This is a genomic window from Kluyvera genomosp. 1 (assembly GCF_001266615.1).
Lineage (GTDB): Bacteria > Pseudomonadota > Gammaproteobacteria > Enterobacterales > Enterobacteriaceae > Kluyvera > Kluyvera cryocrescens_A.
In genome coordinates this window covers 1-26,078 of record NZ_LGHZ01000033.1, presented here as the reverse complement: position 1 = coordinate 26,078, position 26,078 = coordinate 1, and the positions used below count along the sequence as shown (strand labels likewise).

The 26,078-nt window shown below is 50.2% G+C and carries 46 protein-coding genes; 7 read left to right on the top strand and 39 right to left on the bottom strand.

Annotated elements, in window-relative coordinates; genetic code table 11:
• Nucleotides 1-219 precede the first annotated feature (219 nt).
• Nucleotides 220-774, top strand: a complete 555-nt coding sequence (locus tag KP80_RS17515; RefSeq protein ID WP_052284907.1) for a gamma carbonic anhydrase family protein — start codon at nt 220-222, stop codon at nt 772-774.
• Here the strand turns inward: KP80_RS17515 and KP80_RS17510 are convergent.
• From KP80_RS17510 to dprA, 6 genes are read right to left on the bottom strand one after another with little or no spacing between them, the layout of a single operon-like run.
• Nucleotides 750-1,007: a DUF1488 domain-containing protein gene (locus KP80_RS17510; RefSeq protein ID WP_052284906.1), complete on the bottom strand. Its 258-nt coding sequence runs from the start codon at nt 1,005-1,007 to the stop codon at nt 750-752. The genes KP80_RS17515 and KP80_RS17510 overlap by 25 nt on opposite strands.
• Nucleotides 1,004-1,822: a shikimate dehydrogenase gene (aroE, locus tag KP80_RS17505; protein ID WP_052284905.1), complete on the bottom strand. Its 819-nt coding sequence runs from the start codon at nt 1,820-1,822 to the stop codon at nt 1,004-1,006. Before aroE ends, KP80_RS17510 begins: the two co-directional genes overlap by 4 nt.
• Before the next feature lie 4 nt (nt 1,823-1,826).
• Complete coding sequence (gene tsaC, locus KP80_RS17500) at nt 1,827-2,399, bottom strand: L-threonylcarbamoyladenylate synthase type 1 TsaC (protein WP_052284904.1); 573 nt, start codon at nt 2,397-2,399, stop codon at nt 1,827-1,829.
• Complete coding sequence (locus KP80_RS17495) at nt 2,392-2,946, bottom strand: type I DNA topoisomerase (RefSeq protein WP_052284903.1); 555 nt, start codon at nt 2,944-2,946, stop codon at nt 2,392-2,394. Before KP80_RS17495 ends, tsaC begins: the two co-directional genes overlap by 8 nt.
• A gap of 26 nt (nt 2,947-2,972) precedes the next feature.
• Nucleotides 2,973-3,446: a DUF494 family protein Smg gene (gene smg / locus KP80_RS17490; protein WP_052284902.1), complete on the bottom strand. Its 474-nt coding sequence runs from the start codon at nt 3,444-3,446 to the stop codon at nt 2,973-2,975.
• The gene (gene dprA, locus KP80_RS17485; protein ID WP_052284908.1) at nt 3,418-4,542 is read right to left on the bottom strand and encodes a DNA-protecting protein DprA; all 1,125 of its coding nucleotides are present in this window, start codon (nt 4,540-4,542) and stop codon (nt 3,418-3,420) included. The genes smg and dprA overlap by 29 nt, the downstream gene beginning before the upstream one ends.
• Nucleotides 4,543-4,672: 130 nt before the next feature.
• On the opposite strand from dprA, the gene def reads away from it, so the two are divergent.
• From def to mscL, 5 genes are all read left to right on the top strand, one after another.
• Nucleotides 4,673-5,182, top strand: a complete 510-nt coding sequence (gene def, locus KP80_RS17480) for a peptide deformylase (protein WP_052284901.1) — start codon at nt 4,673-4,675, stop codon at nt 5,180-5,182.
• 14 nt (nt 5,183-5,196) lie between these two features.
• Nucleotides 5,197-6,144, top strand: a complete 948-nt coding sequence (fmt, locus tag KP80_RS17475) for a methionyl-tRNA formyltransferase (RefSeq protein ID WP_052284900.1) — start codon at nt 5,197-5,199, stop codon at nt 6,142-6,144.
• A gap of 54 nt (nt 6,145-6,198) precedes the next feature.
• Nucleotides 6,199-7,488, top strand: coding sequence for a 16S rRNA (cytosine(967)-C(5))-methyltransferase RsmB (gene rsmB, locus KP80_RS17470; protein ID WP_052284899.1), 1,290 nt, complete (start codon nt 6,199-6,201; stop codon nt 7,486-7,488).
• 21 nt (nt 7,489-7,509) lie between these two features.
• On the top strand, nt 7,510-8,886 hold the full coding sequence (gene trkA, locus KP80_RS17465; RefSeq protein WP_052284898.1) for a Trk system potassium transporter TrkA: 1,377 nt from the start codon (nt 7,510-7,512) through the stop codon (nt 8,884-8,886).
• Between the two features lie 147 nt (nt 8,887-9,033).
• Complete coding sequence (gene mscL / locus KP80_RS17460) at nt 9,034-9,447, top strand: large-conductance mechanosensitive channel protein MscL (RefSeq protein ID WP_052284897.1); 414 nt, start codon at nt 9,034-9,036, stop codon at nt 9,445-9,447.
• On the opposite strand, the gene KP80_RS17455 is transcribed toward mscL, so the two are convergent.
• From KP80_RS17455 to rpsJ, 31 genes are all read right to left on the bottom strand, one after another.
• Complete coding sequence (locus KP80_RS17455) at nt 9,448-9,663, bottom strand: alternative ribosome-rescue factor A (protein WP_052284896.1); 216 nt, start codon at nt 9,661-9,663, stop codon at nt 9,448-9,450. It abuts the gene before it with no gap.
• Nucleotides 9,664-9,721: 58 nt separating this feature from the next.
• Nucleotides 9,722-10,147, bottom strand: a complete 426-nt coding sequence (gene zntR, locus KP80_RS17450) for a Zn(2+)-responsive transcriptional regulator (RefSeq protein ID WP_052284895.1) — start codon at nt 10,145-10,147, stop codon at nt 9,722-9,724.
• The gene (locus tag KP80_RS17445) at nt 10,147-10,518 is read right to left on the bottom strand and encodes a DUF1992 domain-containing protein (RefSeq protein WP_052284894.1); all 372 of its coding nucleotides are present in this window, start codon (nt 10,516-10,518) and stop codon (nt 10,147-10,149) included. Before KP80_RS17445 ends, zntR begins: the two co-directional genes overlap by 1 nt.
• A gap of 108 nt (nt 10,519-10,626) precedes the next feature.
• Nucleotides 10,627-11,013: a 50S ribosomal protein L17 gene (rplQ, locus tag KP80_RS17440; RefSeq protein ID WP_002919206.1), complete on the bottom strand. Its 387-nt coding sequence runs from the start codon at nt 11,011-11,013 to the stop codon at nt 10,627-10,629.
• Nucleotides 11,014-11,053: 40 nt separating this feature from the next.
• Nucleotides 11,054-12,043 (bottom strand): DNA-directed RNA polymerase subunit alpha, encoded by a 990-nt coding sequence (locus KP80_RS17435; protein ID WP_002919219.1) that lies wholly within the window; start codon nt 12,041-12,043, stop codon nt 11,054-11,056.
• A 25-nt stretch (nt 12,044-12,068) separates the two neighbouring features.
• The gene (gene rpsD / locus KP80_RS17430; protein ID WP_052284893.1) at nt 12,069-12,689 is read right to left on the bottom strand and encodes a 30S ribosomal protein S4; all 621 of its coding nucleotides are present in this window, start codon (nt 12,687-12,689) and stop codon (nt 12,069-12,071) included.
• Nucleotides 12,690-12,721: 32 nt separating this feature from the next.
• A complete protein-coding gene (rpsK, locus tag KP80_RS17425) occupies nt 12,722-13,111 on the bottom strand; it encodes a 30S ribosomal protein S11 (RefSeq protein WP_043081126.1) in 390 nt (129 codons plus the stop codon).
• Between the two features lie 16 nt (nt 13,112-13,127).
• On the bottom strand, nt 13,128-13,484 hold the full coding sequence (gene rpsM, locus KP80_RS17420) for a 30S ribosomal protein S13 (protein WP_052284892.1): 357 nt from the start codon (nt 13,482-13,484) through the stop codon (nt 13,128-13,130).
• 146 nt (nt 13,485-13,630) lie between these two features.
• Nucleotides 13,631-13,747: a 50S ribosomal protein L36 gene (gene rpmJ, locus KP80_RS17415; protein WP_000868187.1), complete on the bottom strand. Its 117-nt coding sequence runs from the start codon at nt 13,745-13,747 to the stop codon at nt 13,631-13,633.
• A gap of 31 nt (nt 13,748-13,778) precedes the next feature.
• Complete coding sequence (gene secY / locus KP80_RS17410) at nt 13,779-15,110, bottom strand: preprotein translocase subunit SecY (RefSeq protein ID WP_035894987.1); 1,332 nt, start codon at nt 15,108-15,110, stop codon at nt 13,779-13,781.
• A gap of 7 nt (nt 15,111-15,117) precedes the next feature.
• Nucleotides 15,118-15,552 carry a 50S ribosomal protein L15 gene (rplO, locus tag KP80_RS17405; RefSeq protein WP_052284891.1) on the bottom strand — a complete coding sequence of 145 codons (435 nt, stop codon included), beginning with the start codon at nt 15,550-15,552 and terminating at the stop codon, nt 15,118-15,120.
• Nucleotides 15,553-15,555: 3 nt separating this feature from the next.
• On the bottom strand, nt 15,556-15,735 hold the full coding sequence (gene rpmD, locus KP80_RS17400; RefSeq protein ID WP_003863301.1) for a 50S ribosomal protein L30: 180 nt from the start codon (nt 15,733-15,735) through the stop codon (nt 15,556-15,558).
• A 3-nt stretch (nt 15,736-15,738) separates the two neighbouring features.
• Nucleotides 15,739-16,242 carry a 30S ribosomal protein S5 gene (rpsE, locus tag KP80_RS17395; protein ID WP_052284890.1) on the bottom strand — a complete coding sequence of 168 codons (504 nt, stop codon included), beginning with the start codon at nt 16,240-16,242 and terminating at the stop codon, nt 15,739-15,741.
• A gap of 14 nt (nt 16,243-16,256) precedes the next feature.
• Complete coding sequence (gene rplR, locus KP80_RS17390) at nt 16,257-16,610, bottom strand: 50S ribosomal protein L18 (protein WP_052284889.1); 354 nt, start codon at nt 16,608-16,610, stop codon at nt 16,257-16,259.
• A 9-nt stretch (nt 16,611-16,619) separates the two neighbouring features.
• Nucleotides 16,620-17,153: a 50S ribosomal protein L6 gene (rplF, locus tag KP80_RS17385; protein WP_052284888.1), complete on the bottom strand. Its 534-nt coding sequence runs from the start codon at nt 17,151-17,153 to the stop codon at nt 16,620-16,622.
• 12 nt (nt 17,154-17,165) lie between these two features.
• Nucleotides 17,166-17,558, bottom strand: a complete 393-nt coding sequence (gene rpsH / locus KP80_RS17380) for a 30S ribosomal protein S8 (RefSeq protein ID WP_003031127.1) — start codon at nt 17,556-17,558, stop codon at nt 17,166-17,168.
• Nucleotides 17,559-17,588: 30 nt separating this feature from the next.
• A complete protein-coding gene (rpsN, locus tag KP80_RS17375) occupies nt 17,589-17,894 on the bottom strand; it encodes a 30S ribosomal protein S14 (protein ID WP_003031125.1) in 306 nt (101 codons plus the stop codon).
• 14 nt (nt 17,895-17,908) lie between these two features.
• On the bottom strand, nt 17,909-18,448 hold the full coding sequence (gene rplE / locus KP80_RS17370; protein WP_003031123.1) for a 50S ribosomal protein L5: 540 nt from the start codon (nt 18,446-18,448) through the stop codon (nt 17,909-17,911).
• Between the two features lie 14 nt (nt 18,449-18,462).
• Nucleotides 18,463-18,777, bottom strand: a complete 315-nt coding sequence (gene rplX / locus KP80_RS17365; RefSeq protein ID WP_052284887.1) for a 50S ribosomal protein L24 — start codon at nt 18,775-18,777, stop codon at nt 18,463-18,465.
• A gap of 10 nt (nt 18,778-18,787) precedes the next feature.
• Entirely contained in the window at nt 18,788-19,159 is a 372-nt protein-coding gene (gene rplN, locus KP80_RS17360; protein ID WP_000613954.1) for a 50S ribosomal protein L14, read from the bottom strand.
• Between the two features lie 163 nt (nt 19,160-19,322).
• Nucleotides 19,323-19,577: a 30S ribosomal protein S17 gene (gene rpsQ / locus KP80_RS17355; RefSeq protein WP_052284886.1), complete on the bottom strand. Its 255-nt coding sequence runs from the start codon at nt 19,575-19,577 to the stop codon at nt 19,323-19,325.
• Nucleotides 19,577-19,768 carry a 50S ribosomal protein L29 gene (gene rpmC, locus KP80_RS17350; RefSeq protein WP_002919754.1) on the bottom strand — a complete coding sequence of 64 codons (192 nt, stop codon included), beginning with the start codon at nt 19,766-19,768 and terminating at the stop codon, nt 19,577-19,579. Before rpmC ends, rpsQ begins: the two co-directional genes overlap by 1 nt.
• A complete protein-coding gene (rplP, locus tag KP80_RS17345; RefSeq protein ID WP_035894979.1) occupies nt 19,768-20,178 on the bottom strand; it encodes a 50S ribosomal protein L16 in 411 nt (136 codons plus the stop codon). The genes rpmC and rplP overlap by 1 nt, the downstream gene beginning before the upstream one ends.
• Before the next feature lie 12 nt (nt 20,179-20,190).
• Nucleotides 20,191-20,892 (bottom strand): 30S ribosomal protein S3, encoded by a 702-nt coding sequence (rpsC, locus tag KP80_RS17340; protein WP_000529945.1) that lies wholly within the window; start codon nt 20,890-20,892, stop codon nt 20,191-20,193.
• Nucleotides 20,893-20,909: 17 nt separating this feature from the next.
• On the bottom strand, nt 20,910-21,242 hold the full coding sequence (gene rplV / locus KP80_RS17335; protein WP_052284885.1) for a 50S ribosomal protein L22: 333 nt from the start codon (nt 21,240-21,242) through the stop codon (nt 20,910-20,912).
• Nucleotides 21,243-21,256: 14 nt separating this feature from the next.
• On the bottom strand, nt 21,257-21,535 hold the full coding sequence (gene rpsS, locus KP80_RS17330) for a 30S ribosomal protein S19 (protein ID WP_001138115.1): 279 nt from the start codon (nt 21,533-21,535) through the stop codon (nt 21,257-21,259).
• 16 nt (nt 21,536-21,551) lie between these two features.
• Nucleotides 21,552-22,373, bottom strand: a complete 822-nt coding sequence (gene rplB / locus KP80_RS17325; protein WP_052284884.1) for a 50S ribosomal protein L2 — start codon at nt 22,371-22,373, stop codon at nt 21,552-21,554.
• Nucleotides 22,374-22,390: 17 nt separating this feature from the next.
• A complete protein-coding gene (gene rplW / locus KP80_RS17320; RefSeq protein ID WP_052284883.1) occupies nt 22,391-22,693 on the bottom strand; it encodes a 50S ribosomal protein L23 in 303 nt (100 codons plus the stop codon).
• On the bottom strand, nt 22,690-23,295 hold the full coding sequence (gene rplD / locus KP80_RS17315) for a 50S ribosomal protein L4 (RefSeq protein WP_003031119.1): 606 nt from the start codon (nt 23,293-23,295) through the stop codon (nt 22,690-22,692). Before rplD ends, rplW begins: the two co-directional genes overlap by 4 nt.
• A 10-nt stretch (nt 23,296-23,305) precedes the next feature.
• Entirely contained in the window at nt 23,306-23,935 is a 630-nt protein-coding gene (gene rplC / locus KP80_RS17310) for a 50S ribosomal protein L3 (RefSeq protein WP_052284882.1), read from the bottom strand.
• Nucleotides 23,936-23,967: 32 nt separating this feature from the next.
• The gene (gene rpsJ / locus KP80_RS17305; RefSeq protein ID WP_001181005.1) at nt 23,968-24,279 is read right to left on the bottom strand and encodes a 30S ribosomal protein S10; all 312 of its coding nucleotides are present in this window, start codon (nt 24,277-24,279) and stop codon (nt 23,968-23,970) included.
• A gap of 377 nt (nt 24,280-24,656) precedes the next feature.
• Here rpsJ and KP80_RS17300 point away from each other — a divergent pair, with 377 nt between their 5' ends.
• Nucleotides 24,657-25,133 carry a prepilin peptidase gene (locus KP80_RS17300; RefSeq protein WP_052284881.1) on the top strand — a complete coding sequence of 159 codons (477 nt, stop codon included), beginning with the start codon at nt 24,657-24,659 and terminating at the stop codon, nt 25,131-25,133.
• Here the strand turns inward: KP80_RS17300 and bfr are convergent.
• Together bfr and bfd are read right to left on the bottom strand one after the other, a co-directional pair.
• Nucleotides 25,117-25,593, bottom strand: a complete 477-nt coding sequence (gene bfr / locus KP80_RS17295) for a bacterioferritin (protein WP_052284880.1) — start codon at nt 25,591-25,593, stop codon at nt 25,117-25,119. The two genes, KP80_RS17300 and bfr, sit on opposite strands and share 17 nt — an antisense overlap.
• Before the next feature lie 72 nt (nt 25,594-25,665).
• Nucleotides 25,666-25,860 (bottom strand): bacterioferritin-associated ferredoxin, encoded by a 195-nt coding sequence (gene bfd, locus KP80_RS22665; RefSeq protein WP_035894970.1) that lies wholly within the window; start codon nt 25,858-25,860, stop codon nt 25,666-25,668.
• Between the last annotated feature and the right edge of the window lie 218 nt (nt 25,861-26,078).

The window sequence follows — 26,078 nt, the reverse complement described above, 5'->3', positions numbered from 1 at the left end:
GTGTGAAGTGATTCACGTTTGCCGTCTCAGTGGGTGCGCATTATAGGGAACTTTGTTTTTAGCACAACCCCTTTTCTCAGTTTTTTTTCCAAGTGTCGTTTTTTCACTCTTTTTGTACTGTAAGTGCGCGATTTGCTTAATTTTTGAGATGAGAAACCCACAAATAGGGCTGATAATAAGAAGTAACACTCACTGAGGTACTGTTTTAAAGAGGTAAACATGTCAGCCGTTTTGCGTCGTTATAAAGATTTATTCCCCGTAATAGGCGATCGCGTGATGATCGATTCCTCCAGCGTCATCGTCGGTGATGTTCGTCTGGCGGACGATGTCAGTATCTGGCCTCTGGTTGCCGCACGCGGCGACGTCAACTATATCCAGATTGGTGCACGCACTAACATCCAGGATGGCAGCGTTTTACACGTTACACATAAGTCGGTTAAAAATCCTGAAGGGAATCCACTCATCGTTGGCGAAGATGTCACGGTTGGGCATAAAGTCATGCTCCACGGCTGCACTATCGGCAATCGGGTGTTGGTGGGGATGGGTTCTATATTACTGGACGGTGTCATTGTTGAAGACGATGTGATGATTGGCGCCGGTAGCCTGGTACCGCAACATAAGCGTCTGGAAAGTGGTTTTCTTTATCTAGGTAGTCCAGTGAAGCAAGTCAGACCCTTGAAAGAGGCCGAACTAGAGGGGCTTCGTTATTCGGCCAACAACTATGTGAAGTGGAAAGACGATTATCTGGATCAGGACAACCAAACCCAGCCCTGATTGTCCTCTTGCTGATCGCGAATAAGATCGCTGGCTTCTTCTTCCAGATCCCAGCGATTTTCACAAAACAGCGCCAGCCACTGTGCGGGATCTTCACCACCAAAACGAAGAGTTATCACGTCGGCCTTTAGCGCGCACATTAGTTGCACGCCATTCACCAGAGCAGGGAAGCAGACCGCATGAAGATCCGCGCGCCATTCTTCTCTATCCGGAAATTGGATAGCCTGGTTCATACTCCAAGCTCACGTTTAAGCGATTCAATGACTGGCTCAACGTCGGGCAGAACACCGTGCCAAAGCAAAACAGCGTGTGCCGCTTGCCCGACCAACATTCCCAAACCATCAGCATAACGTTTTGCCCCATGCTGAATACACCACGCCAAAAAGGCGGTATCACCTTTTTGATAAAACATGTCATAACAGCGTACGTGCGAGTTCACTAACGAAGACGGTATCAGCGGCGTTTCGCCGGCAATCCCACTCGATGTGGCATTAATAATGAGATCGAACTCATGATCGCCAAGTTCTGACATCGGCTGTGCGCTCACGCTACCCGTATGACGGAACAGTTCAGTCAACGTTTGTGCCCGCGCATAAGTACGGTTGGTAATAGTGACGCTGCAGTCCAAAGACAGCAGCGGCAGCAGAACGCCTCGCGCCGCGCCACCAGCACCAATGAGCAAAACACGATAGCCTGGTTTAATGAGGTCCAGTCGCTCAAGATCGCTCAACAAACCGATGCCGTCGGTGTTATCACCGAGAATTCGGCCATCATCGAGTCGTTTAAGCGTATTAACCGCTCCCGCCAGCGCTGCGCGTTCAGTTAGCTCGTCGGCTCGCGCGTACGCCTCTTCTTTAAAAGGAACCGTAACGTTAGCGCCTTTCCCCCCATGCTGGAAAAAAGCCTCTAACGTAGGGATAAAGGCATCAAGCGGTGCCAGCATACGCCCATAGGGGTGGATCAATTGGAGCTGTTGCGCGAACTGTTGATGTATAAACGGTGACTTGCTATGCGCGATTGGATTGCCAAAAACGACGTAGCTTTCCATAACATTATCCCTGGCGAAAACGTTCGCCCGTCAGGGCATCGAGAATTTCCGACGGATTTAACCGCCCACCTGTTTGCGCGTCAACCACGGGGAAATCACCGCCAAACTGCGCGATAACCTCAGCGGTTGTCCGACACGGCGGCTCACCGCTTAGGTTCGCGCTGGTTGAAACCAACGGTTTACCGTAAGCCTGGCACAGTTCAATCACCACTGGATGGTCGGTCACTCTGACAGCGAGTGAGTTAAATCGCCCCGTTAGCCAACCTGGCGTGGTTGCCTTCGCTGGGAAGACAAATGTTACTGGCCCCGGCCAACGGGAAAAGACGGCCGCACGCTGCTCTTCATTTAGCATGCTGTCGTCAATATAAGGTTTAAGCTGTTCGAAGCTGGCAGCAATGAGGATGAGCCCTTTATCTACCGGGCGCTGCTTCAACGCCAGCAGGTTCATAACGGCTTCTTCACTATCAGGATCACAACCAACACCAAATACGGCTTCGGTTGGATAAGCGATGACTTCTTTATTATTCAGAGCAACAACCGCACGTTGTACGGTCTCTGATGGCAGGTTTTTATTCACTGATTTGTTTCGCCGGTACCGGCTTTCCACATTGTTTACTGGCACAAAAACGTTTTACGCCCTGCGCCGTTTTCTTTTCGATAAGCAGCGGGTAATGGCACTCAGGGCACTCCCCCGCTACCGGTGTGAAGTTAATAACGAACTGGCATTCTGGGTAACGATCGCAGGAATGAAAGTTTTTACCATAACGGGAGCGACGTTGTACTAACTGCCCCTGCTGACACGCAGGACAAGTGATGGCCGTTTCGTCAGGTTTATCTATAACTTCAGTGTGTTCACATTCAGGATACTGACTGCATCCAATGAACATGCCAAATCGTCCCTGGCGCAACACCAGTTCGGATCCGCATTCAGGACACAACTGACCCTCCAGAACTTTAACGATATGTCCGTCCGCCTGATTTTTCAGGGGACGCACATAATCGCATTCCGGATAATGGGAGCAGCCAAGAAACGGCCCGTGCTTGCCGGACCGTATGACTAGTTCAGCCCCGCACTGCGGACAGGGCTCGTTTTTACGCACCGAAAACAGTGCTGATTTGGTCATAACCACTCTTGATGCCACATGAATAATTAGTGCAGCATACCTTCATTCGTCTCGAAGAGTAATTCTTCCATTTGTTGATACGCGTTTTCACAGCCGGGAAGATTGAATAGCACCATTAAAATGACCCATTTCAGCTCTTCCAGCTCGAACTCTGCGGTATCCAGAGCCATCACACGTTCAATCACCATTTCCCGCGTTTCGAGGTTCAGCACCTGAATCTGCTCCAGGAATAACAGGAATCCTCGACAGCTAGCATCCAGACGCTGACTCTCTTCCTGTGTGAAAATACGCACGGAGAGAGGATCGGATGCGAGTTGCATCGGTTCTACGAGGCCTTCCTGATAGTCGGCGAGCTTTTCCAGCCACATTAGCGCGTTGAAGATATCTTCACGTTCGAACCCCGCATCGGTAAGATCCCGAGTCAGTTTGTCCTGATCTACGCGCATTTCTGTTTCGTTATGGATGTAGGTCTCAAACAAATACATTAGTACGTCGAACATGGCCTGCCCTCCTTAATCGGACATAGCCGCCGGGTACTGCTGCGATCCATCCTGCTAACTCCAGTTCAAGTAGCTGAGCCACGATAACTGGCACAGGTTGGCCGGCACGTTCAGCGACGACGTCAACAGGTGTTGCCTCATCTCCTACGTTAGCCAGGAGCTCAGGAAATGGCAATGCTACAGATTCCTTATCTGCACAATAATTTGCCATCCCCGCACTTACGGACAACGGTCTGTTTAAAGACGGGAATTGCGCCAGAATATCTTCAGCTTCGGTAACCATCACCGCACCTTGTTTGATAAGCCAATGCGGCCCTTCCATTCCTGGGTGTCCCAACGGGCCAGGAATAGCAAAGACCTCTCGCCCCTGTTCAAGAGCACAGCGAGCCGTCACTAGTGAACCGCTGCGTAATGCAGCCTCCACCACCAATACACCATGACTCAATCCACTGATAATCCGGTTACGACGAGGGAAATGAAATGCCATGGGCGTCGCAGCAAGTGAAAACTCGGAGACCAACGCACCACCTTTGGCCACGATCTCTTCCGCTAACGCTCGATGCCGATGAGGGTAGATATGATTCAAACCACTTCCTAGAACCGCAATCGTCCCACTCCCAATCTCAAGCGCTCCCCGATGGGCGACGCCATCAATACCTAGCGCCAGCCCACTGGTTATCGTAATGCTATGCTTTGCCAATGCCTGACAGAAATAACGCCCCCAACGCTCTCCATAAAGCGAATGCTGGCGGCTACCCACTACGGCAATCTGTAACGAACTAAGTAAATGCACGTTGCCACGAACACACAGCACCGCCGGATAATCGCGGATAGCCTTTAGTGGCTCTGGGTAAAGCGGTGAGTCGGCCAGCAAAAGCGTGCTGTCTGGCAACGCCAGCCATCGGTCAGCGGCATCCTGCTCTGCAGAAGTGAAAGAAAAAAAACGCTGGGCCTGTTTACCGCTCAACCCTAACGCAGACAAGGTATGGCGGGTGATAATGGCCTGCTGACATAAAATACGCAGCAAGTGCAGCATTTCATCACCGCATAAATTGTTGACCTTCAAAAGGCGGAAGGCGACCTCTTCTGGTGACATCCTTTTCTCCCTTGCCATATGCGGCATCAGCAATCCTTGCGATTGGTCAGTGATGCTGTCAATTAGAGGGGGTTTTGTCTAGAATAGAGGTAATAATCTTTCCTACTCCTGAACAGAACTCTGGATATTTATGGCAGTTTTGCAAGTGTTACATATCCCGGACGAGCGTCTTCGCAAAGTCGCAGAGCCGGTAAAAGAAGTGAATGAAGAAATCCAGCGTATTGTCGACGATATGTTCGAGACCATGTACGCCGAGGAAGGTATTGGTCTGGCGGCAACTCAGGTCGATATCCATAAACGAATTATCGTTATTGATGTCTCCGAGAATCGCGATCAGCAACTGGTGTTAATCAACCCTGAGCTGCTGGAAAAAGACGGTGAAACTGGTATTGAAGAAGGCTGCCTCTCTATTCCTGAGCAGCGGGCTCTGGTTCCTCGTGCCGAACGCGTGAAGATCCGTGCTCTTGATCGTAACGGTAACCCATTCGAACTCGAAGCGGATGATCTGCTGGCTATCTGTATCCAACATGAAATGGATCACTTAGTGGGTAAACTGTTTATCGATTATCTTTCTCCGTTAAAACAGCAACGTATTCGTCAGAAAGTTGAAAAACTGGATCGCCTGAACGCGCGTGCCTAAGGATAAGGATTAACGTGTCAGATTCACTACGTATTATTTTTGCGGGTACTCCTGACTTTGCAGCGCGTCATCTTGATGCGCTGCTGTCATCTGAGCACCAGGTGGTTGGCGTATTTACTCAACCGGACCGGCCTGCTGGGCGTGGTAAGAAACTGATGCCAAGCCCGGTCAAGGTTCTGGCAGAAGAAAAAGGTATTCCAGTCTTCCAGCCGGTTTCCCTACGTCCGGAAGAAAATCAGAAACTGGTCGCCGCTCTCAACGCCGACATCATGGTCGTAGTGGCCTATGGTCTGATTCTGCCAAAGGCAGTATTGGCCATGCCACGTCTCGGTTGTATCAACGTGCATGGATCTCTGCTTCCTCGTTGGCGCGGAGCCGCCCCAATCCAGCGTTCACTGTGGGCTGGCGATAGCGAAACGGGCGTTACCATCATGCAGATGGACGTTGGGCTGGATACAGGCGATATGCTACATAAACTTTCCTGCCCAATCACCGCGGAAGATACCAGCGCGAGTCTGTATGACAAGCTGGCAAATCTCGGTCCGCAAGGGCTGTTGCACACGCTGCATCTGCTGGCCACCGGCAATGCCAAACCTGAAGTTCAGGACGAATCACTGGTCAGCTACGCAGAAAAACTCAGCAAGGAAGAAGCTCGAGTTGACTGGACGCTCAGTGCCGTCCAGCTCGAACGCTGTATTCGTGCCTTTAATCCATGGCCGATGAGCTACATCGTGATTGACGATCAACCGGTTAAAATCTGGCAGGCGACGGTTATTGATAAATCCGCCAACGCTGAACCGGGCACCGTTCTGGAAGTGAGTCGTCAGGGTATTCAGGTCGCAACTGGCGACGGTATTCTGAATCTGCTCTCACTACAGCCAGCAGGTAAAAAAGCCATGAGCGCACAGGATCTCCTAAATTCGCGCCGTGAATGGTTTATACCCGGAAACCGCCTCCTCTGACGGTTCATCTCTTTTTAAAGCCCGGAGTCTCCGGGCATTTTTATTTCTACGGTTATGAAAAAACATCTGAATTTACGCAGTATGGCGGCTCAGGCCGTTGAGCAAGTCGTCGAGAAGGGGCAATCGCTAAGCAACGTCCTGCCCATGATGCAGCAAAAGGTTGGCGATAAAGATAAAGCGCTGCTGCAGGAGCTTTGCTTTGGCGTACTGCGGTCGCTCTCTCAGTTGGAATGGATGATCAAACAGCTGATGGAACGCCCGATGACGGGTAAACAGCGTACCGTCCATTATCTGATCATGGTAGGACTTTACCAGCTGCTACATACACGCATTCCAGCCCACGCGGCGTTGGCCGAAACGGTCGAAGGCGCTGTCGCTATCAAACGTCCCCAGTTGAAGGGCCTGATTAATGGCGTACTGCGTCAGTTCCAGCGCCGCCAGGAAGAGCTATTGGCCGAATTTGCGACAAGTGAGCTGCGTTTCTTGCACCCGTCCTGGCTAGTGAAACGTATTCAAAACGCCTACCCGCAGCAGTGGGAAAGTATTCTTGAAGCCAATAACCAACGTCCTCCGATGTGGCTGCGCGTCAACCGCAATCATCATACTCGCGATGACTGGTTGGCATTGCTCACAGAAGCTGGCCTTACCGGTTTCCCTCATCCCGATTACCCTGATGCTGTACGCCTGGAAACACCGACATCCGTGCTGGCATTACCCGGTTTTGAGCAAGGTTGGGTCACGGTGCAGGATGCTTCAGCACAAGGCTGTGTTCGCTACCTGCAGCCGCAAAACGGTGAGCAAATCCTCGATTTATGCTGCGCGCCTGGTGGCAAAACTACGCACATTCTTGAAGTCGCACCAGAGGCTAACGTCATGGCCGTCGACGTGGATGAGAAACGTCTGTCGCGCGTTTACGACAATCTGAAACGGCTGGGAATGAAAGCCACCGTCAAACAGGGTGATGGCCGCTATCCGCAGCAGTGGTGCGGTGAGCAGCAGTTCGACCGCATTTTACTGGATGCGCCCTGCTCAGCGACCGGAGTCATACGCCGGCATCCAGATATTAAATGGTTGCGTCGTGACCGTGATATTGCCGAACTTGCACAGCTGCAATCTGAGATCCTTGATGCAACCTGGGCGCACCTGAAGCCTGGCGGTACGCTGGTTTATGCGACCTGCTCTATTTTACCGGAAGAGAATCAGCAACAAATTGCGGCATTCCTCGAGCGCACGCCAAACGCGACATTAAGTGAAACAGGTACGCCAGAACTACCTGGCTGCCAGAATTTACCCGGTGCGGAAGAAGGCGATGGCTTCTTCTACGCTAAGCTAATCAAGAAGTGATGAGATAACGGGTCGCAACTGATGAAAATTATCATTCTGGGCGCCGGACAAGTCGGTGGGACGCTGGCAGAAAACCTGGTTGGAGAAAATAACGACATCACGATTATCGATACCAACGGTGATCGTCTGCGTAGCCTGCAGGACAAATTCGACCTGCGTGTCGTACAAGGCCATGCATCCCACCCACGTGTTTTGCGCGAGGCAGGTGCCGATGACGCCGATATGCTGGTCGCCGTGACCAGTTCGGATGAAACCAATATGGTGGCCTGCCAGGTCGCCTACTCATTATTTAATACACCAAACCGTATCGCACGTATCCGCTCCCCTGACTACGTCCGAGATGCTGAAAAACTGTTCCACAGCGATGCCGTGCCGATCGATCATCTGATAGCGCCTGAGCAGTTGGTTATCGACAATATCTACCGTTTAATTGAATATCCGGGTGCACTGCAGGTGGTTAACTTTGCTGAAGGTAAAGTGAGCCTGGCCGTAGTGAAAGCTTATTATGGTGGCCCCCTGGTCGGCAATGCACTCTCGACTATGCGTGAGCATATGCCCCACATTGATACTCGAGTCGCCGCGATTTTCCGTCACGATAGGCCTATTCGTCCGCAGGGCTCAACCATCGTCGAAGCAGGAGATGAAGTCTTCTTTATCGCCGCATCGCAGCACATCCGCGCGGTAATGAGTGAGCTGCAGCGCCTGGAAAAACCCTACAAGCGCATCATGCTGGTAGGCGGTGGCAACATCGGTGCAGGCCTGGCGAGACGGCTGGAAAAAGATTATAGCGTTAAGCTTATCGAACGCGATCAACAGCGCGCGGCAGAGCTGGCGGAGAAATTACAGAATACCATCGTCTTCTTTGGCGATGCGTCAGATCAAGAGCTGCTGATGGAAGAGCATATTGATCAAGTTGATCTGTTTATTGCTGTCACCAACGATGACGAAGCCAATATTATGTCGGCGATGCTGGCAAAGCGGATGGGTGCAAAAAAAGTCATGGTGCTGATCCAGCGTAAAGCATATGTCGATCTGGTACAGGGTAGCGTTATTGATATTGCGATCTCACCACAGCAAGCAACGATCTCGGCATTACTGAGCCATGTGCGTAAAGCCGATATTGTCGGCGTTTCATCACTGCGTCGCGGGGTCGCGGAAGCCATTGAAGCCGTAGCACACGGGGACGAAAGTACCTCCCGCGTCGTTGGCCGGGTCATTGATGAAATTAAACTGCCACCAGGTACAATTATCGGTGCAGTGGTGCGTGGTAACGACGTGATGATCGCCAATGACAATCTACGCATTGAACAGGGTGATCACGTCATTATGTTCCTCACTGATAAAAAATATATTTCGGATGTTGAACGGCTTTTCCAGCCAAGTCCATTCTTCCTATAATCTTCAACAGGCACTCACTGAGTGCCTTTTTTATTAACCCACTCTTATATAAGGGTTAATTAAAACTCGTCTATTTATTATCGCCGATGGAAAATAGATAAACATTTGTTAAACTTATAAACGTCAGCTAGCACAAGGGAGAATAACATGAGTATTATTAAAGAGTTTCGCGAGTTCGCGATGCGTGGGAATGTGGTTGATTTGGCAGTCGGTGTCATTATTGGTGCGGCATTTGGTAAGATCGTATCGTCTTTAGTTGCCGATATCATCATGCCACCTTTGGGGCTGTTAATTGGCGGTGTCGATTTCAAGCAGTTCGCCATCACCTTACGGGCTGCGCAGGGTGATATTCCTGCGGTAGTCATGCACTACGGTATTTTCATTCAGAATATTTTTGACTTCGTGATTGTCGCCTTCGCTATCTTTATGGCAATTAAACTGATGAACAAGTTAAACCGTAAAAAAGAAGAGCCAGCGCCGGCAGCTCCAGCGCCCTCTAAAGAAGAAGTACTGCTGTCTGAAATCCGTGACCTGCTGAAAGAACAAAACAACCGTTCTTAATCAGGCGACAGAAAGCAGAAGGCCAGTGGTAAAAAAGCGCATCGCTTGTTTGCCACTGGCCTCCCGACCATACTGTTTACCGTGTTTTTCTTTACGTAGATAGCTTCCCTTACCCTTTTTATTCTTTTCAACGCGCTGACGAAACAGTGGATCGTGCAATAACGCTTCCAGGGCATTATCGTTGATTTGCCCCTTTGTATGCTGATAGCGACTCATAACTACTCCTGATTGTGTAAAAATTACGCGGCGAGTTTAGATCTAATTATCAAAAGACTCAACATCCATTTCCGCTGACTTCAGCTCCCTGCTCCAAAATGCCAAGAATAGAGCAAAATTCGCTGCTATGCGACGTTCCACAACACGCATCGTTCAGCTTGCTCAATGCCTGCTGCATTGCTTGCAACTCCGCAATGCGAGATTCCACCTCACTTAATCGGGCCTGAACGATCCCTTTAGATTCCTGACAGGTGTGATGCTCAGGATCAACGCGGATCGATAGTAGCTCGCGGATCGATTCTAGCGTAAACCCTAACTGCCGAGCGTGGCGAATAAACTTAAGACGCTGAAGATCGTCGGTGGTATAAAGACGAAAGCCGCCTTCGGTACGCACATCATGACTCATCATCTGCTGTTTTTCATAATAGCGAATGGTATCAGGGGTCACACCTGCTAATTTTGCGAGCTCACCTATTCGGAACATCACGACTCCTCATTAATTTTATGCAGAAGCTTATCAGCGTAATCGCCGCGTAAAAAATCGGTGCTTAACCCCGCTTGCTGCAATTTCAACTCCATCAACGCCAGGCGTCGGCTCAATTCCTGGTAGCCCTCATCTTCTTTACGAATGCCTTTCAGCATGTCGGTTAATGCTAGCGCCTCTTTACGCTGTTGAAGCTCCGGAGGCAAGCAACCCGCATTCTTCAACAACCGATATCCAGAACGAAGTTCCTCTGGTACGCAGGAGTCATCATCAAGGATAAGTGGGGCCCCTTGTCCTGGAAGGTTATCAAACTCGCCTTTGCGTTGGGCATCGGTGATATGGCGTTCAGCCCACTGGTCAAGTAACCACATGCAGCAACTCCAGGGAACAGCTAAAAGAGATATGGGTATTGTAGAAGGGCGATGAAAGAGGGGATATAAAAAAACCCGCCGAGGCGGGTTTTTTTATTTTACTGCAAATTACTCTGCAGCTGCTTCTGCTTTCGGCTCAGCACGATCAACCAGCTCGATGTATGCCATCGGCGCGTTGTCGCCTGCACGGAAGCCACACTTCAGAATGCGAGTGTAACCACCGGCGCGGCTCGCGAAACGCGGGCCCAGCTCGTTAAACAGTTTTGCCACGATCTCGTTATCACGAGTACGGGCGAATGCCAGACGACGATTAGCAACGCTATCAGTCTTGGCAAGAGTAATCAGCGGCTCAACTACACGACGCAGTTCTTTAGCTTTCGGCAGGGTCGTCTTGATGATTTCATGACGAACCAGCGAACCAGCCATGTTACGGAACATAGCCTGGCGATGGCTGCTGTTGCGGTTCAGTTGACGACCACTCTTACGATGGCGCATGACCTTATCCTTCTCAGTAAAACCTTAACCTGTGATCCGGTTACTCGTCAGCAATGCTTGCCGGTGGCCAGTTTTCCAGGCGCATGCCCAGAGACAGTCCACGGGAGGCCAGCACGTCTTTAATCTCAGTAAGAGATTTTTTACCCAGGTTCGGCGTTTTCAGCAACTCAACCTCGGTACGCTGTACCAGATCACCGATATAGTGGATAGCTTCTGCCTTGAGGCAGTTAGCAGAGCGGACAGTCAATTCCAGATCGTCAACAGGGCGCAGCAGGATCGGATCGAACTCTGGTTTCTCTTCTTTAACTTCCGGCTGACGTACATCACGTAAGTCAACGAAAGCTTCAAGTTGTTCAGCCAGAATGGTTGCCGCACGACGAATCGCCTCTTCAGGATCGATTGTGCCGTTGGTTTCCATTTCGATGACCAGCTTGTCCAGGTCGGTACGCTGTTCTACACGCGCAGCTTCAACATTGTAGGCAATACGCTCTACAGGGCTGTAGCAGGCGTCGACCAACAGACGGCCGATCGGGCGCTCATCTTCTTCCGAATGAATTCGGGCAGAAGCCGGCACATAACCACGTCCGCGCTGAACTTTGATGCGCATGCTAATAGCTGCGTTCTCATCGGTCAGGTGGCAGATCACGTGTTGCGGCTTGACGATTTCGACATCCCCATCATGGGTGATATCGGCTGCAGTCACAGGGCCAATGCCAGATTTATTCAAGGTAAGAATAACTTCATCTTTACCCTGAACTCTCACCGCCAGCCCTTTCAGGTTGAGCAGGATTTCAAGGATATCTTCCTGAACGCCTTCTTTGGTGCTGTACTCATGAAGTACACCATCAATCTCAACCTCGGTCACCGCGCAACCCGGCATCGATGAGAGCAGAATACGGCGCAGTGCGTTACCCAAAGTATGGCCGAAGCCACGCTCTAAAGGCTCAAGGGTCACCTTGGCGTGCGTCGAACTCACTTGCTCGATATCTACCAGGCGCGGTTTTAGAAACTCTGTCACAGAACCCTGCATTGTGTCCTCTCTTTGGTACTAAGCTTTACTTGGAGTAAAGCTCGACGATCAGGTGTTCGTTAATGTCCGCAGACAGATCAGAACGCTCAGGCTGACGCTTGAACGTGCCTTCCATCTTGCCAGCATCAACTTCCAGCCAGGTTGGCTTTTCACGCTGTTCAGCCAGCTCCAGAGCGGCTTTAACGCGAGATTGCTTTTTCGCTTTCTCACGAATGCTAACAACGTCATTCGCTTTAACCTGATAAGAAGCGATGTTAACAACACGACCGTTTACCATGATTGCTTTGTGGCTAACCAACTGGCGTGACTCGGCACGAGTGGCGCCAAAGCCCATACGGTATACTACGTTGTCCAGACGACCTTCCAGCAGAGTCAACAGGTTTTCACCGGTGTTGCCTTTCAGACGTGCTGCTTCTTGATAATAGTTACGGAACTGACGCTCCAGCACGCCGTAAGTACGACGAACTTTTTGCTTTTCACGCAACTGCACACCATAGTCAGACAGACGCGGTTTACGCGCACCGTGCTGGCCAGGAGCTTGTTCAATTTTACACTTGGTATCGATCGCGCGAACGCCAGACTTAAGGAATAAGTCAGTGCCCTCACGACGGCTCAGCTTGAGCTTAGGACCCAAATATCTTGCCATTTTCTTTCTCCAACAATCCTAGAAACGAGGCGTTATACGCGACGTTTTTTCGGCGGACGACAACCGTTATGAGGGATCGGAGTCACATCAGTAATATTAGTGATGCGGAAACCAGCGGCGTTCAGAGCACGAATAGTAGATTCGCGGCCTGGACCCGGACCTTTAACCATAACTTCCAGATTCTTGATACCGTAATCTTTTACGGCTTCAGCGCAACGCTCTGCTGCAACCTGAGCTGCAAACGGAGTGGATTTGCGAGAACCACGGAAACCGGAACCACCGGCTGTTGCCCAACCCAGTGCGTTACCCTGACGATCAGAGATGGTAACGATGGTGTTGTTAAAAGAAGCATGGATATGAGCCACGCCATCAGAGACTTGTTTTCTTACACGTTTACGTGCACGAACTGGTGCCTTTGCCATTATTCAATCACCCCGATTATTTCTTGATCGGTTTGCGCGGACCCTTACGGGTACGTGCGTTGGTCTTGGTACGCTGGCCGCGAACCGGGAGACCACGACGATGACGCAAACCGCGATAGCAACCAAGATCCATAAGACGCTTGATGCTCATGCTAACTTCACGGCGCAGATCACCTTCAACGACAAATTTGGCAACTTCGTCACGCAGCGTGTCGATTTGTCCTTCAGACAGCTCACTGATCTTAACATTTTCAGCGATACCCGCTGCAGCCAGAATGGCCTTAGAACGGGTCTTACCGACGCCATAGATCGAGGTTAACGCGATCACAGCATGTTTCTGATCAGGAATGTTAATGCCTGCTATACGGGCCACTATGCACTCCTACTATTTAATATGTACGCACCATGCTGAAAAGCCCGTTTTCAGGATACTCAAATGGAAACGTACAGACATACAAAAGATTGGCTGGCTAATCTAGCCAGCTCAACCCAACTTTGCAAGAAAAATATGCGAAAAAATCAGCCTTGGCGCTGTTTATGCTTCGGCTCGGCACTGCAAATCACACGGATGACACCATCACGCTTAACGATTTTGCAGTTACGGCATAATTTCTTGACGGAAGCACGAACTTTCATTTTTACTCTCCGTAACTTCTCTAGCGACCTTTTAGCGGCTATAGCCTTTGAGGTTCGCCTTCTTCAATGCAGACTCGTACTGACTTGACATCATCAGAGTTTGCACTTGAGCCATAAAGTCCATAATCACGACAACAACGATTAACAGTGATGTACCACCGAAGTAGAACGGCACTTTCATTGCATCACGCATGAACTCCGGGATCAGGCAGATAAAGGTAATGTACAGAGCACCGACCAAAGTCAGGCGGGTCATTACTTTATCGATATACTTCGCCGTTTGCTCTCCCGGACGAATTCCTGGTACAAATGCACCGGACTTCTTCAGGTTATCTGCTGTTTCACGCGGGTTGAAGACCAACGCCGTGTAGAAGAAACAGAAGAAGATGATTGCAGACGCATAGAGTAACACATAAAGCGGTTGCCCAGGCTGCAAATACAGCGAAATTGTTGTCAGCCAGTTCCAACCGGTACCGCCCCCGAACCATGACGCGATGGTCGCCGGGAACAGAATAATACTGGAAGCGAAGATTGCTGGGATAACCCCGGCCATATTCACTTTCAGCGGTAAATGTGTGCTCTGTGCAGCATAGACACGACGACCTTGCTGACGTTTAGCGTAGTTTACCACAATGCGGCGTTGACCACGTTCAACGAATACAACAAAGAACGTCACTGCAAACACTAATACTGCAACCAACAGCAACAGGAGGAAGTGCAGGTCGCCTTGACGCGCTTGCTCGATTGTATGGGCAATGGCTGGCGGGAGTCCCGCAACGATACCAGCGAAGATAATGATTGAGATACCGTTACCGATACCACGTTCAGTAATCTGTTCGCCGAGCCACATCAGGAACATAGTCCCTGTAACCAGACTCACAACAGCGGTGAAATAGAATGCAAAGCCTGGATTGATTACCAGGCCCTGCATACCAGGCATATTCGGTAGACCGGTAGCAATACCGATCGACTGGAATATCGCCAGCACCAGAGTGCCGTAACGGGTATACTGGCTGATCTTACGACGACCAGACTCCCCTTCTTTCTTAATTTCTGCCAGCGTTGGATGAACCACCGTCAGCAGCTGGATAATGATCGACGCCGAAATATACGGCATGATCCCCAGAGCAAAGATCGAAGCACGGCTGAGAGCACCACCAGAGAACATGTTAAACATTTCAATGATGGTGCCTCGCTGTTGCTCAAGCAGTTTGGCAAGTACAGCGGCATCAATACCAGGGATCGGAATAAAAGAGCCAATACGGAACACAATAAGCGCACCGATTACAAACAGCAGTCTGCGTTTCAGCTCGCCTAAGCCACCTTTGGCACTTTGAAAATCTAATCCCGGTTGTTTAGCCATCTGCTACTTATTCCTCGATTTTACCGCCAGCAGCTTCGATAGCAGCACGAGCGCCTTTCGACACGCGCAGGCCACGAACAGTTACCGGAGTAGAAACTTCACCAGCCAGGATCACTTTCGCGAACTCGATCTGGACACCGATAATGTTAGCTGCTTTCAGCGTGCTCAGGTCAACAATACCGCCTTCCACTTTCGCCAGGTCAGACAGACGGATTTCCGCTGTGATCGCTGCTTTGCGAGAAGTGAAGCCGAATTTCGGCAGACGACGGTACAGAGGCATCTGGCCGCCCTCGAAACCACGACGTACGCCACCGCCAGAACGAGACTTCTGACCTTTGTGACCACGACCGCCGGTTTTACCGAGGCCAGAACCGATACCACGACCCAGGCGGCGACCCGCCTTTTTAGAGCCTTCGGCCGGAGACAGAGTATTTAAACGCATCTCTTACTCCTCAACTTTAACCATGAAGTAAACCGCGTTGACCATACCACGAACAGCAGGAGTATCCTCGCGCTCTACGGTGTGACCAATACGACGCAGACCCAGGCCAAGCAGCGTTGCCTTGTGTTTCGGCAGACGACCGATTGCACTGCGGGTTTGAGTAATTTTAATAGTCTTTGCCATGGTTTATTTCCCCAGAATTTCTTCAACGGATTTACCACGCTTGGCAGCGACCATTTCTGGAGATTTCATATTTTCCAGACCGTCGATAGTTGCACGAACCACGTTAATCGGGTTAGTGGAACCATACGCTTTAGCCAGAACGTTACGAACCCCAGCGACTTCCAGAACGGCGCGCATTGCACCACCGGCGATGATACCGGTACCTTCGGAAGCCGGCTGCATGAATACACGAGAACCTGTGTGAGTACCCTTAACTGGGTGCTGCAGGGTGCCGGTATTCAGCGCGACGTTAATCATATTGCGACGAGCTTTTTCCATCGCTTTCTGGATTGCTGCTGGAACTTCACGCGCTTTACCGTAACCAAAACCAACGCGACCGTTACCATCGCCTACTACAGTCAGAGCTGTGAAGGAGAAAATACGACCACCTTTTACGGTTTTAGATACGCGGTTTACCGCGATCAGCTTTTCCTGCAGTTCGCCAGCTTGTTTTTCGATGTGAGACATCTTACACCTCTACCTTAGAACTGAAGGCCAGCTTCACGGGCAGCATCTGCCAGTGCCTGGACGCGACCATGATATTGGAACCCGGAACGGTCAAAGGACACAACTTTGATGCCTTTTTCCAGAGCGCGTTCGGCGACAGCTTTACCCACAGCTGCTGCAGCGTCTTTGTTACCGGTGTACTTCAGTTGTTCAGTGATAGCTTTTTCTACAGTAGAAGCAGCTACCAGAACTTCGGAACCGTTTGGTGCAATTACCTGTGCGTAAATATGACGCGGGGTACGATGTACCACCAGGCGAGTTGCACCCAGCTCCTGGAGCTTGCGGCGTGCGCGGGTCGCACGACGGATACGAGCAGATTTCTTATCCATAGTGTTACCTTACTTCTTCTTAGCCTCTTTGGTACGCACGACTTCGTCGGCGTAACGAACACCCTTGCCTTTGTAAGGCTCAGGACGACGGTAGGCACGCAGATCTGCAGCAACCTGACCGATCACCTGCTTATCAGCGCCTTTCAGCACGATTTCAGTTTGAGTCGGGCATTCTGCCGTAATACCTGCAGGCAGCTGATGGTCAACAGGGTGAGAGAAACCTAAAGCCAGGTTTACTACATTCCCTTTAACCGCTGCACGATAACCTACACCAACCAGCTGCAGCTTCTTAGTGAAGCCTTCGGTAACACCGACAACCATTGAGTTCAGCAGGGCACGCGCGGTACCAGCCTGAGCCCAACCGTCTACGTAACCATCACGTGGACCGAAGGTCAGTGCATTATCTGCATGATTAACTACAACAGCATCGTTGATAGTACGAGTCAGCTCGCCGTTTTTACCTTTGATCGTAATAACCTGACCGTTGATTTTTACATCAACGCCGGCAGGAACAACGACCGGTGCTTTAGCAACACGAGACATTTTTTCCTCCGATTAGGCTACGTAGCAGATAATTTCGCCACCAAGACCAGCCTGGCGCGCTGCACGATCAGTCATAACACCTTTAGAGGTAGAAACAACTGCGATACCCATGCCAGCCATAACTTTTGGCAGCTCGTCTTTACGCTTATAAATGCGCAGACCTGGGCGACTGACACGCTGAATGCTTTCTACAACAGCTTTACCCTGGAAATACTTAAGAGTAAGTTCCAGTTCCGGCTTGGTGTCGCCTTCAACTTTAAAATCTTCAATAAAACCTTCTTCCTTCAGCACGTTGGCAATTGCCACTTTCAGCTTGGAGGAAGGCATGGTGACCGCAGCTTTATTCGCGGCCTGACCGTTACGGATACGGGTCAGCATATCCGCGATCGGATCTTGCATGCTCATCTGTCTTTACTCCCGTGATTCAATTGGTAATTACCAGCTAGCCTTTTTCAAGCCTGGTACTTCACCGCGCATTGCGGCTTCACGTAACTTGATGCGGCTCAACCCGAACTTGCCCACATAGCCATGCGGACGACCTGTCTGGCGGCAGCGGTTACGCTGACGGGACGGGCTGGAATCACGCGGCAGAGACTGCAGCTTCAGAACTGCGTTCCAACGATCTTCGTCGGTCGCGTTCACATCAGAGATAATAGCTTTCAGTTCAGCGCGTTTTGCGAAGTACTTGTCAGCTAAAGCTACGCGCTTTACTTCGCGTGCTTTCATTGATTGCTTAGCCATTCAGTAACCCTACCTTACTTGCGGAACGGGAAGTCAAAGGCAGCCAGCAGAGCACGGCCTTCTTCGTCAGATTTCGCAGTAGTGGTAATGGTAATATCCAAACCACGCACGCGGTCGACTTTATCGTAGTCGATTTCTGGGAAGATGATCTGCTCACGGACACCCATGCTGTAGTTACCACGACCGTCGAAAGACTTAGCGGACAAGCCACGGAAGTCACGGATACGTGGAACAGCAATAGTGATCAGGCGCTCAAAGAACTCCCACATGCGTTCGCCACGCAGAGTTACTTTACAGCCGATCGGATAGCCCTGACGGATTTTGAAGCCTGCAACTGATTTGCGTGCTTTGGTGATCAGCGGTTTTTGACCGGAGATTGCTGTCAGGTCAGCTGCTGCGTTATCCAGCAGTTTCTTGTCAGCGATCGCTTCACCAACACCCATGTTCAGGGTGATCTTCTCGACCCGAGGGACTTGCATGACAGAATTGTAGTTAAACTCAGTCATGAGTTTAGCGACTACTTCGTCTTTGTAGTAATCATGCAGTTTCGCCATCGTACTACTCCAAATTACTTGATAGTTTCGCTGTTAGACTTGAAGAAACGGACTTTTTTGCCGTCTTCGAATCTAAAGCCTACACGGTCAGCCTTGCCGGTAGCCGCGTTGAAGATAGCAAGGTTAGAGATCTGAATCGCTGATTCTTTCTCTACGATGCCGCCTGGTTGGTTCAGGGCCGGAACCGGCTTCTGATGTTTCTTAACCAGGTTGATACCTTCAACAATGACCTTGCCGGAAGACAGGACATTTTTTACTTTACCGCGTTTACCTTTATCTTTACCGGTTAACACGATAACTTCGTCATCACGACGGATCTTCGCTGCCATGATTCGCTCCTTAGAGTACTTCTGGTGCCAGAGAGATAATTTTCATGAACTTCTCGTTACGAAGTTCACGAGTTACCGGCCCAAAAATACGCGTACCGATAGGTTGCTCGCTGTTATTGTTTAAAATAACGCATGCATTACCATCGAAGCGAATGACAGAACCGTCCGGGCGACGAACACCCTTCTTGGTGCGCACCACTACCGCCTTCAGCACATCACCTTTTTTGACCTTACCACGTGGAATTGCTTCCTTGATGGTGATCTTGATGATGTCGCCTACGCCTGCGTAGCGACGGTGCGAGCCACCCAGAACCTTGATACACATTACGCGACGTGCACCGGAGTTGTCGGCGACGTTCAGCATAGTCTGTTCTTGGATCATTTTAGTGCTCCGCTAATGTCAACTACTACTGAGACCCGAAATCAGGTCATTATAAAGCCCCATATCGAGGGCGCGGCATTATAACACCGCTTAAACGATATGGGTAGAAAAAATAGACGGCCCATTGCTGAGCCGTCTATTCGTATCGAGAACGAGTACTGTATTACAGAATCGCTTTCTCTACAACGCGAACCAGCGTCCAGGACTTAGTCTTGGACAGTGGACGGCATTCACGGATTTCAACCTTGTCGCCGATACCACATTCGTTGTTCTCGTCATGTACGTGCAGTTTGGTCGTACGTTTGATGAATTTGCCGTATACCGGGTGTTTCACCATACGTTCGATAGCAACAACAATGGATTTCTCCATTTTGTCACTAACTACGCGACCTTGCAGAGTACGGATTTTATCGGTCATTACGCACCCGCCTTCTGAGTCAGTAAAGTCTTAACGCGTGCAACATCACGACGAACCTGCTTCAGCAGGTGAGTCTGTTGCAGCTGGCCGCTTGCAGCCTGCATGCGCAGGTTGAACTGCTCACGCAGCAGGTTCAGCAGCTCAGCGTTCAGCTCTTCAACGCTTTTTTCACGCAGCTCTTTTGCTTTCATTACATCACCGTCTTAGTTACAAAGGTGGTTTTGATCGGCAGTTTCGCTGCAGCGAGGCCGAATGCTTCACGGGCCAGCTCTTCCGGAACACCGTCCATTTCATACAGGACTTTACCCGGCTGAATCAAGGCAACCCAATACTCCACGTTACCTTTACCTTTACCCATACGCACTGCCAGCGGTTTCTCGGTGATCGGTTTGTCCGGGAATACACGGATCCAGATCTTACCTTGACGCTTAACTGCACGGGTCATTGCACGACGTGCTGCTTCGATCTGACGTGCAGTCAGACGACCACGGCCAACAGCTTTCAGGCCGAAGCTGCCGAAGCTAACATCCGTACCCTGCGCCAGACCACGGTTGCGGCCTTTGTGCACTTTACGGAATTTTGTACGCTTTGGTTGTAACATCAGCGACGCTCCTTATTTCCGGCCTTTACGCTGCTGCTTTTTAGGTTGAGCAGCCGGTTTTTCCGGTTGTTCAACAGCAGCCATACCACCCAGGATCTCACCTTTGAAGATCCATACCTTAACGCCAATTACACCGTAAGTGGTGTGCGCTTCAGAGGTGTTGTAGTCGATGTCAGCACGCAGAGTGTGCAGCGGTACGCGACCTTCACGGTACCATTCGGTACGTGCGATTTCCGCGCCGCCCAGACGGCCGCTAACTTCAACTTTGATACCTTTAGCGCCCAGACGCATTGCGTTCTGTACAGCACGCTTCATAGCACGACGGAACATAACGCGACGTTCCAGCTGAGAAGTGATGCTGTCAGCAACCAATTTAGCGTCCAGTTCAGGCTTACGAACTTCAGCGATATTGATCTGAGCAGGAACGCCAGCGATATCCGCTACGACCTTGCGCAGTTTTTCTACGTCTTCGCCTTTCTTACCGATAACGATGCCAGGACGAGCGGTGTGAATAGTCACACGGATGCTCTTAGCTGGACGCTCGATAACGATACGAGATACGGACGCCTTTGCCAGTTCCTTTGTCAGGTACTGACGTACTTTAAAATCGCTGTCCAGGTTGTCAGCGAATTCTTTGGTGTTCGCGAACCAGGTAGAGTTCCATGGTTTGACAATACCCAGGCGAATACCATTAGGATGTACTTTCTGACCCATTGCTAGTCTCCAGAGTCTCAGCGATCGGACACAACCACAGTAATGTGGCTGGTGCGCTTCAGGATGCGATCTGCACGACCTTTAGCACGCGGCATAATGCGCTTCATGCTTGGGCCTTCGTCTACGAAAATTTTCGCAACTTTCAGATCATCAATGTCAGCGCCATCGTTGTGTTCAGCGTTAGCAATGGCAGATTCCAGTACTTTCTTAACCAGTACAGCCGCTTTTTTGTCGGTGTAGGTCAGAATATCCAGGGCCTGCGACACTTTCTTACCGCGAATCAGGTCAGCAACAAGGCGAACCTTCTGAGCAGAAGAACGAGCATGGCGATGTTGAGCTAAAGTTTCCATCTCTTCCTCCTACCTTATTTCTTCTTCGCTTTTTTATCAGCAGCATGGCCGCGATAAGTACGAGTCGGTGCGAATTCACCCAGTTTGTGACCAACCATTTCGTCGGAAACAAAGACTGGAACGTGCTGACGACCATTATGGACAGCGATGGTCAAACCGATCATGTTAGGAAAGATCGTTGAACGACGGGACCAAGTGCGCAGGGGCTTCTTGTCTCCGCTTTCCACCGCTTTCTCTACCTTCTTCAGCAAGTGCAGGTCAATAAAAGGACCTTTCTTGAGAGAACGTGGCATGGCTTATCCTCTAAAATTATTTGCTACGGCGACGTACGATGAATTTATCAGTACGCTTGTTGCTGCGGGTCTTCTTACCTTTGGTCTGCAGGCCCCACGGGGAAACCGGGTGCTTACCAAAGTTACGACCTTCACCACCACCATGTGGGTGATCGACTGGGTTCATCGCAGTACCGCGAACGGTAGGACGAACACCACGCCAGCGTGCAGCACCTGCTTTCCCCAGAACGCGCAGCATATGCTCAGCATTGCCAACTTCGCCCATGGTTGCACGGCAGTCTGCTTCGACTTTACGCATTTCACCAGAACGCAGACGCAGGGTGACATAAGCACCATCACGAGCAACGATCTGAACGTAAGTACCAGCGGAACGTGCCAGCTGACCGCCTTTACCTGGTTTCATTTCTACGTTATGAACGGTAGAACCAACCGGGATATTGCGCATCGGCAGGGTGTTACCTGCTTTGATTGCAGCATCAACGCCAGACTGAATCTGGTCGCCAGCTTTCAGGCCTTTAGGGGCCAGGATGTAACGGCGTTCGCCATCTTTGTACAGAACCAGCGCGATGTTCGCGGAACGGTTCGGATCGTACTCAAGACGCTCAACAACAGCTGGGATACCATCTTTGTTGCGTTTGAAGTCAACAATACGGTAAGCCTGCTTGTGACCACCACCGATGTGACGAGTGGTGATGCGGCCATTGTTGTTACGACCACCGGATTTGCTGTTTTTTTCAACCAGCGGAGCAAAAGGTTTGCCCTTGTGCAGCTCTGGGTTGACCACTTTAACTACGTGGCGACGACCCGGAGATGTCGGTTTGCATTTAACAACTGCCATTGTATTACTCCTCCGACTTACTCAGCGCCGCCGACGAAGTCCAGATTCTGGCCTTCCTTCAGGGTGACGTAAGCTTTTTTCCAGTCGCTACGACGACCGATACGCTGTCCGTGACGTTTAACTTTCCCTTTAACTACCAGGGTGTTAACGACTTCGACTTCGACTTCAAACAGTTTCTGCACAGCAGCTTTGATTTCTGCTTTGGTCGCGTCTTTAGCAACTTTGAGAACGATGGTGTTTGTTTTTTCCATCGCAGAAGACGCTTTTTCAGAAACGTGCGGTGCGCGCAGCACCTTCAGCAGACGTTCTTCACGAATCATGCCAGCATCTCCTCAACTTGCTTAACAGCATCAGCAGTCATTACGACTTTGTCGAAGGCGATCAGGCTAACCGGGTCGATACCAGTTGCATCGCGTACGTCAACCTTGTGCAGGTTGCGCGCAGCCAGGAACAGGTTTTCGTCCAGCTCACCGGTGATGATCAGCACATCTTCCAGAGCCATGTCTTTCAGTTTCTGTGCCAGCAGCTTAGTTTTAGGCGCTTCAACAGAGAATGATTCGACAACGATCAGACGATCCTGACGTACCAGTTCGGACAGAATGCTTTTCAGCGCGCCGCGGTACATCTTTTTGTTAACTTTTTGACTGTGGTCCTGTGGACGAGCAGCGAAGGTCACGCCACCTGAACGCCAGATCGGGCTCTTGATAGAACCTGAACGCGCACGGCCGGTACCTTTCTGGCGCCATGGCTTTTTGCCTGAACCAGTTACTTCAGCACGAGTCTTCTGAGCACGAGTACCCTGACGAGCACCAGCTGCATAAGCAACAACAACCTGGTGAACCAGCGCTTCGTTGAAATCACGACCGAAGGTAGTTTCGGAAACAGTCAGCGCGCTCTGCGCGTCTTTCAATACTAATTCCATTGCTATCCCCTTACGCCTTCACAGCTGGTTTAACGATCAGGTCGCAGCCGGTTGCACCCGGAACACCACCTTTAACCAGCAGCAGGTTGCGCTCAGCGTCAACGCGTACTACGTCCAGGCTCTGAACAGTGACACGTTCGTTGCCCAGCTGACCTGCCATTTTCTTGCCTTTGAACACTTTGCCCGGAGTCTGGTTCTGACCGATAGAACCCGGAACGCGGTGAGACAAGGAGTTACCGTGAGTAGCGTCCTGGGTACGGAAGTTCCAGCGCTTAACGGTACCAGCGAAACCTTTACCTTTAGAGGTACCGGTTACGTCAACTTTTTTAACGTCTGCAAACAGTTCAACGCTAATGTTCTGACCAACGGTGTATTCTTCACCATCTGCCAGACGGAACTCCCACAGGCCGCGGCCAGCTTCTACGCCAGCTTTAGCAAAGTGGCCAGCTTCCGGCTTGGTTACACGGTTAGCTTTTTTAGCACCAGTGGTAACCTGAACAGCGCGGTAGCCATCGTTAGCCAGATCTTTGATCTGAGTAACGCGGTTTGCTTCGACTTCGATTACGGTTACTGGGATAGAGACGCCATCTTCAGTGAAGATGCGGGTCATACCCACTTTTTTACCGACTAAACCAATCATTGTATCAACCTCTCAATCGCTCGATGACCTGATTAACCCAGGCTGATCTGCACGTCTACACCGGCAGCCAGGTCCAGACGCATCAGAGCATCAACGGTTTTTTCAGTTGGCTCAACGATGTCAACCAGACGCTTGTGAGTGCGAATTTCGTACTGATCACGCGCGTCTTTGTTAACGTGCGGGGAGATCAGAACGGTAAAGCGCTCTTTGCGGGTCGGCAGCGGGATCGGACCACGAACCTGCGCACCAGTGCGCTTGGCAGTCTCGACGATTTCCGCGGTTGATTGATCGATCAGACGATGATCAAACGCTTTCAAACGGATACGGATTCTTTGGTTCTGCATGAGACCAGAGCTCCAATTATTTTATAGACGAAATAGTTACTCCTCAAACCCATTACGATTGATGGGAGAGTGTAACCGTTCTTACAGAGTTCCCCGATTGGGAACATTGTCTGGTATCGCTTTCGCAGTACCGGTGGCTCATATCGAACCGCTGTCAATATTAGACAAGCCCGCGCATTATACACAAATACCCATATGAAGCAAGTCGTGTTTATAAATTACTCACTCTGAGCTGGGAGCTTCGCCGCACGCTGTCCTGAACATTATGTAACCGGAGCAATACTCTGGATATCTACACGTATATCCAGCGCATTCTCTTTGCCCCCCCTCCCCCGTTACCACACACTTCTTTTGTTCTTTACTGCGGATGCCAACAAATGGACCTTTTCACGCTGCTTTTCTTTTTTCTATATCTGTATTTCAGCATCCTTCTCTGCTGGCACGACATCTCTACCGGCCTGTTGCCAGACCGCTTCACCTGTCCCTTGCTTTGGTCTGGCATAATCTTTCATCTATGCCAGTTTCCCTTACAAATTACCGACGCACTTTGGGGTTCAATTGCCGGCTATAGCGTCATGGCGCTGCTCTACTGGGGGTATCGGATTATTCGCCACCGTGAAGGATTGGGTTATGGGGACGTGAAATATCTCGCGGCACTCGGAGCGTGGCACGGCTGGCAACAACTCCCGGTGTTAATGATGATAGCGGCAGGAATGGCCTGCCTGTTTACTGGAGGTAGAGCGCTATATCACCAAACTGCGGCGGAAATGAAAAACCCACTGCCATTTGGCCCATTTATGGGGGCAGCGGGTTTTATTCTTGCAGGTGTATCTATGCTTAATCTGCGACTTTAATCTGTGACTGCAGATAGTTTTGTAGTCCGATTTTGCCAATAAGTTCGAGCTCGGTTTCCAGCCAATCGATATGATGTTCTTCTTCGGTAAGGATAGTAATCAACATATCACGGCTCACATAGTCATGAACGCTATCCGCATAGGCGATGGCCTCACGCAGATCCTTCGCACCATCTAACTCAAGTTTAAGATCTGACTGCAGCATCTCTTCAACATCTTCGCCGATATGTAGCTTGCCAAGATCCTGCAGATTGGGGATCCCTTCGAGAAACAGAATACGCTCGATGTATTGATCGGCATGTTTCATTTCATCAATGGATTCGTGATACTCGATATCGTTGAGGCGCATCAGGCCCCAGTTTTTGAACATTCTCGCGTGGAGAAAGTATTGATTGATTGCGACAAGCTCATTTCCCAATAATTTATTGAGATAATTTATAATCTTAACATCACCTTTCATTATATAGACCCTCCGCTTCCACTAATTGAAGCGTAGAACGGGCTACCGGGATGTCAAAAAAAGAAATAGAGGTTAGGCGATCTCTTTGAACTCGGGCATTTGCATTAATTCGTCTTCCATCACTTCTCTTGCGGCACGTACGCACTTACCACATTGATTTCCAATAGGAATACATTTTCTTAATTGTTGGAAAGACTGCGGATGAAATTGGCGCACCGCTTGGCGAATTTTTTTATCGCTAACGCCATTACACAAGCAAACGTACATAACCACTCCCGTTCAATTTCTGAACAAAGTGTAAGTGAGAATAATTATGATTACAATAGCCAGCCGCAAAATGGAGTAAAAATTAAGGCAACAAATTGTGTGGAATATATATCCACTGCTGTTTTCCAAATAGCAAAAAGGGTGCCGAAGCACCCTTTTTAAGCTCAAAACTAATTATTAAATAATTAGCTCATTACTTTAGCAACAACGCCCGCGCC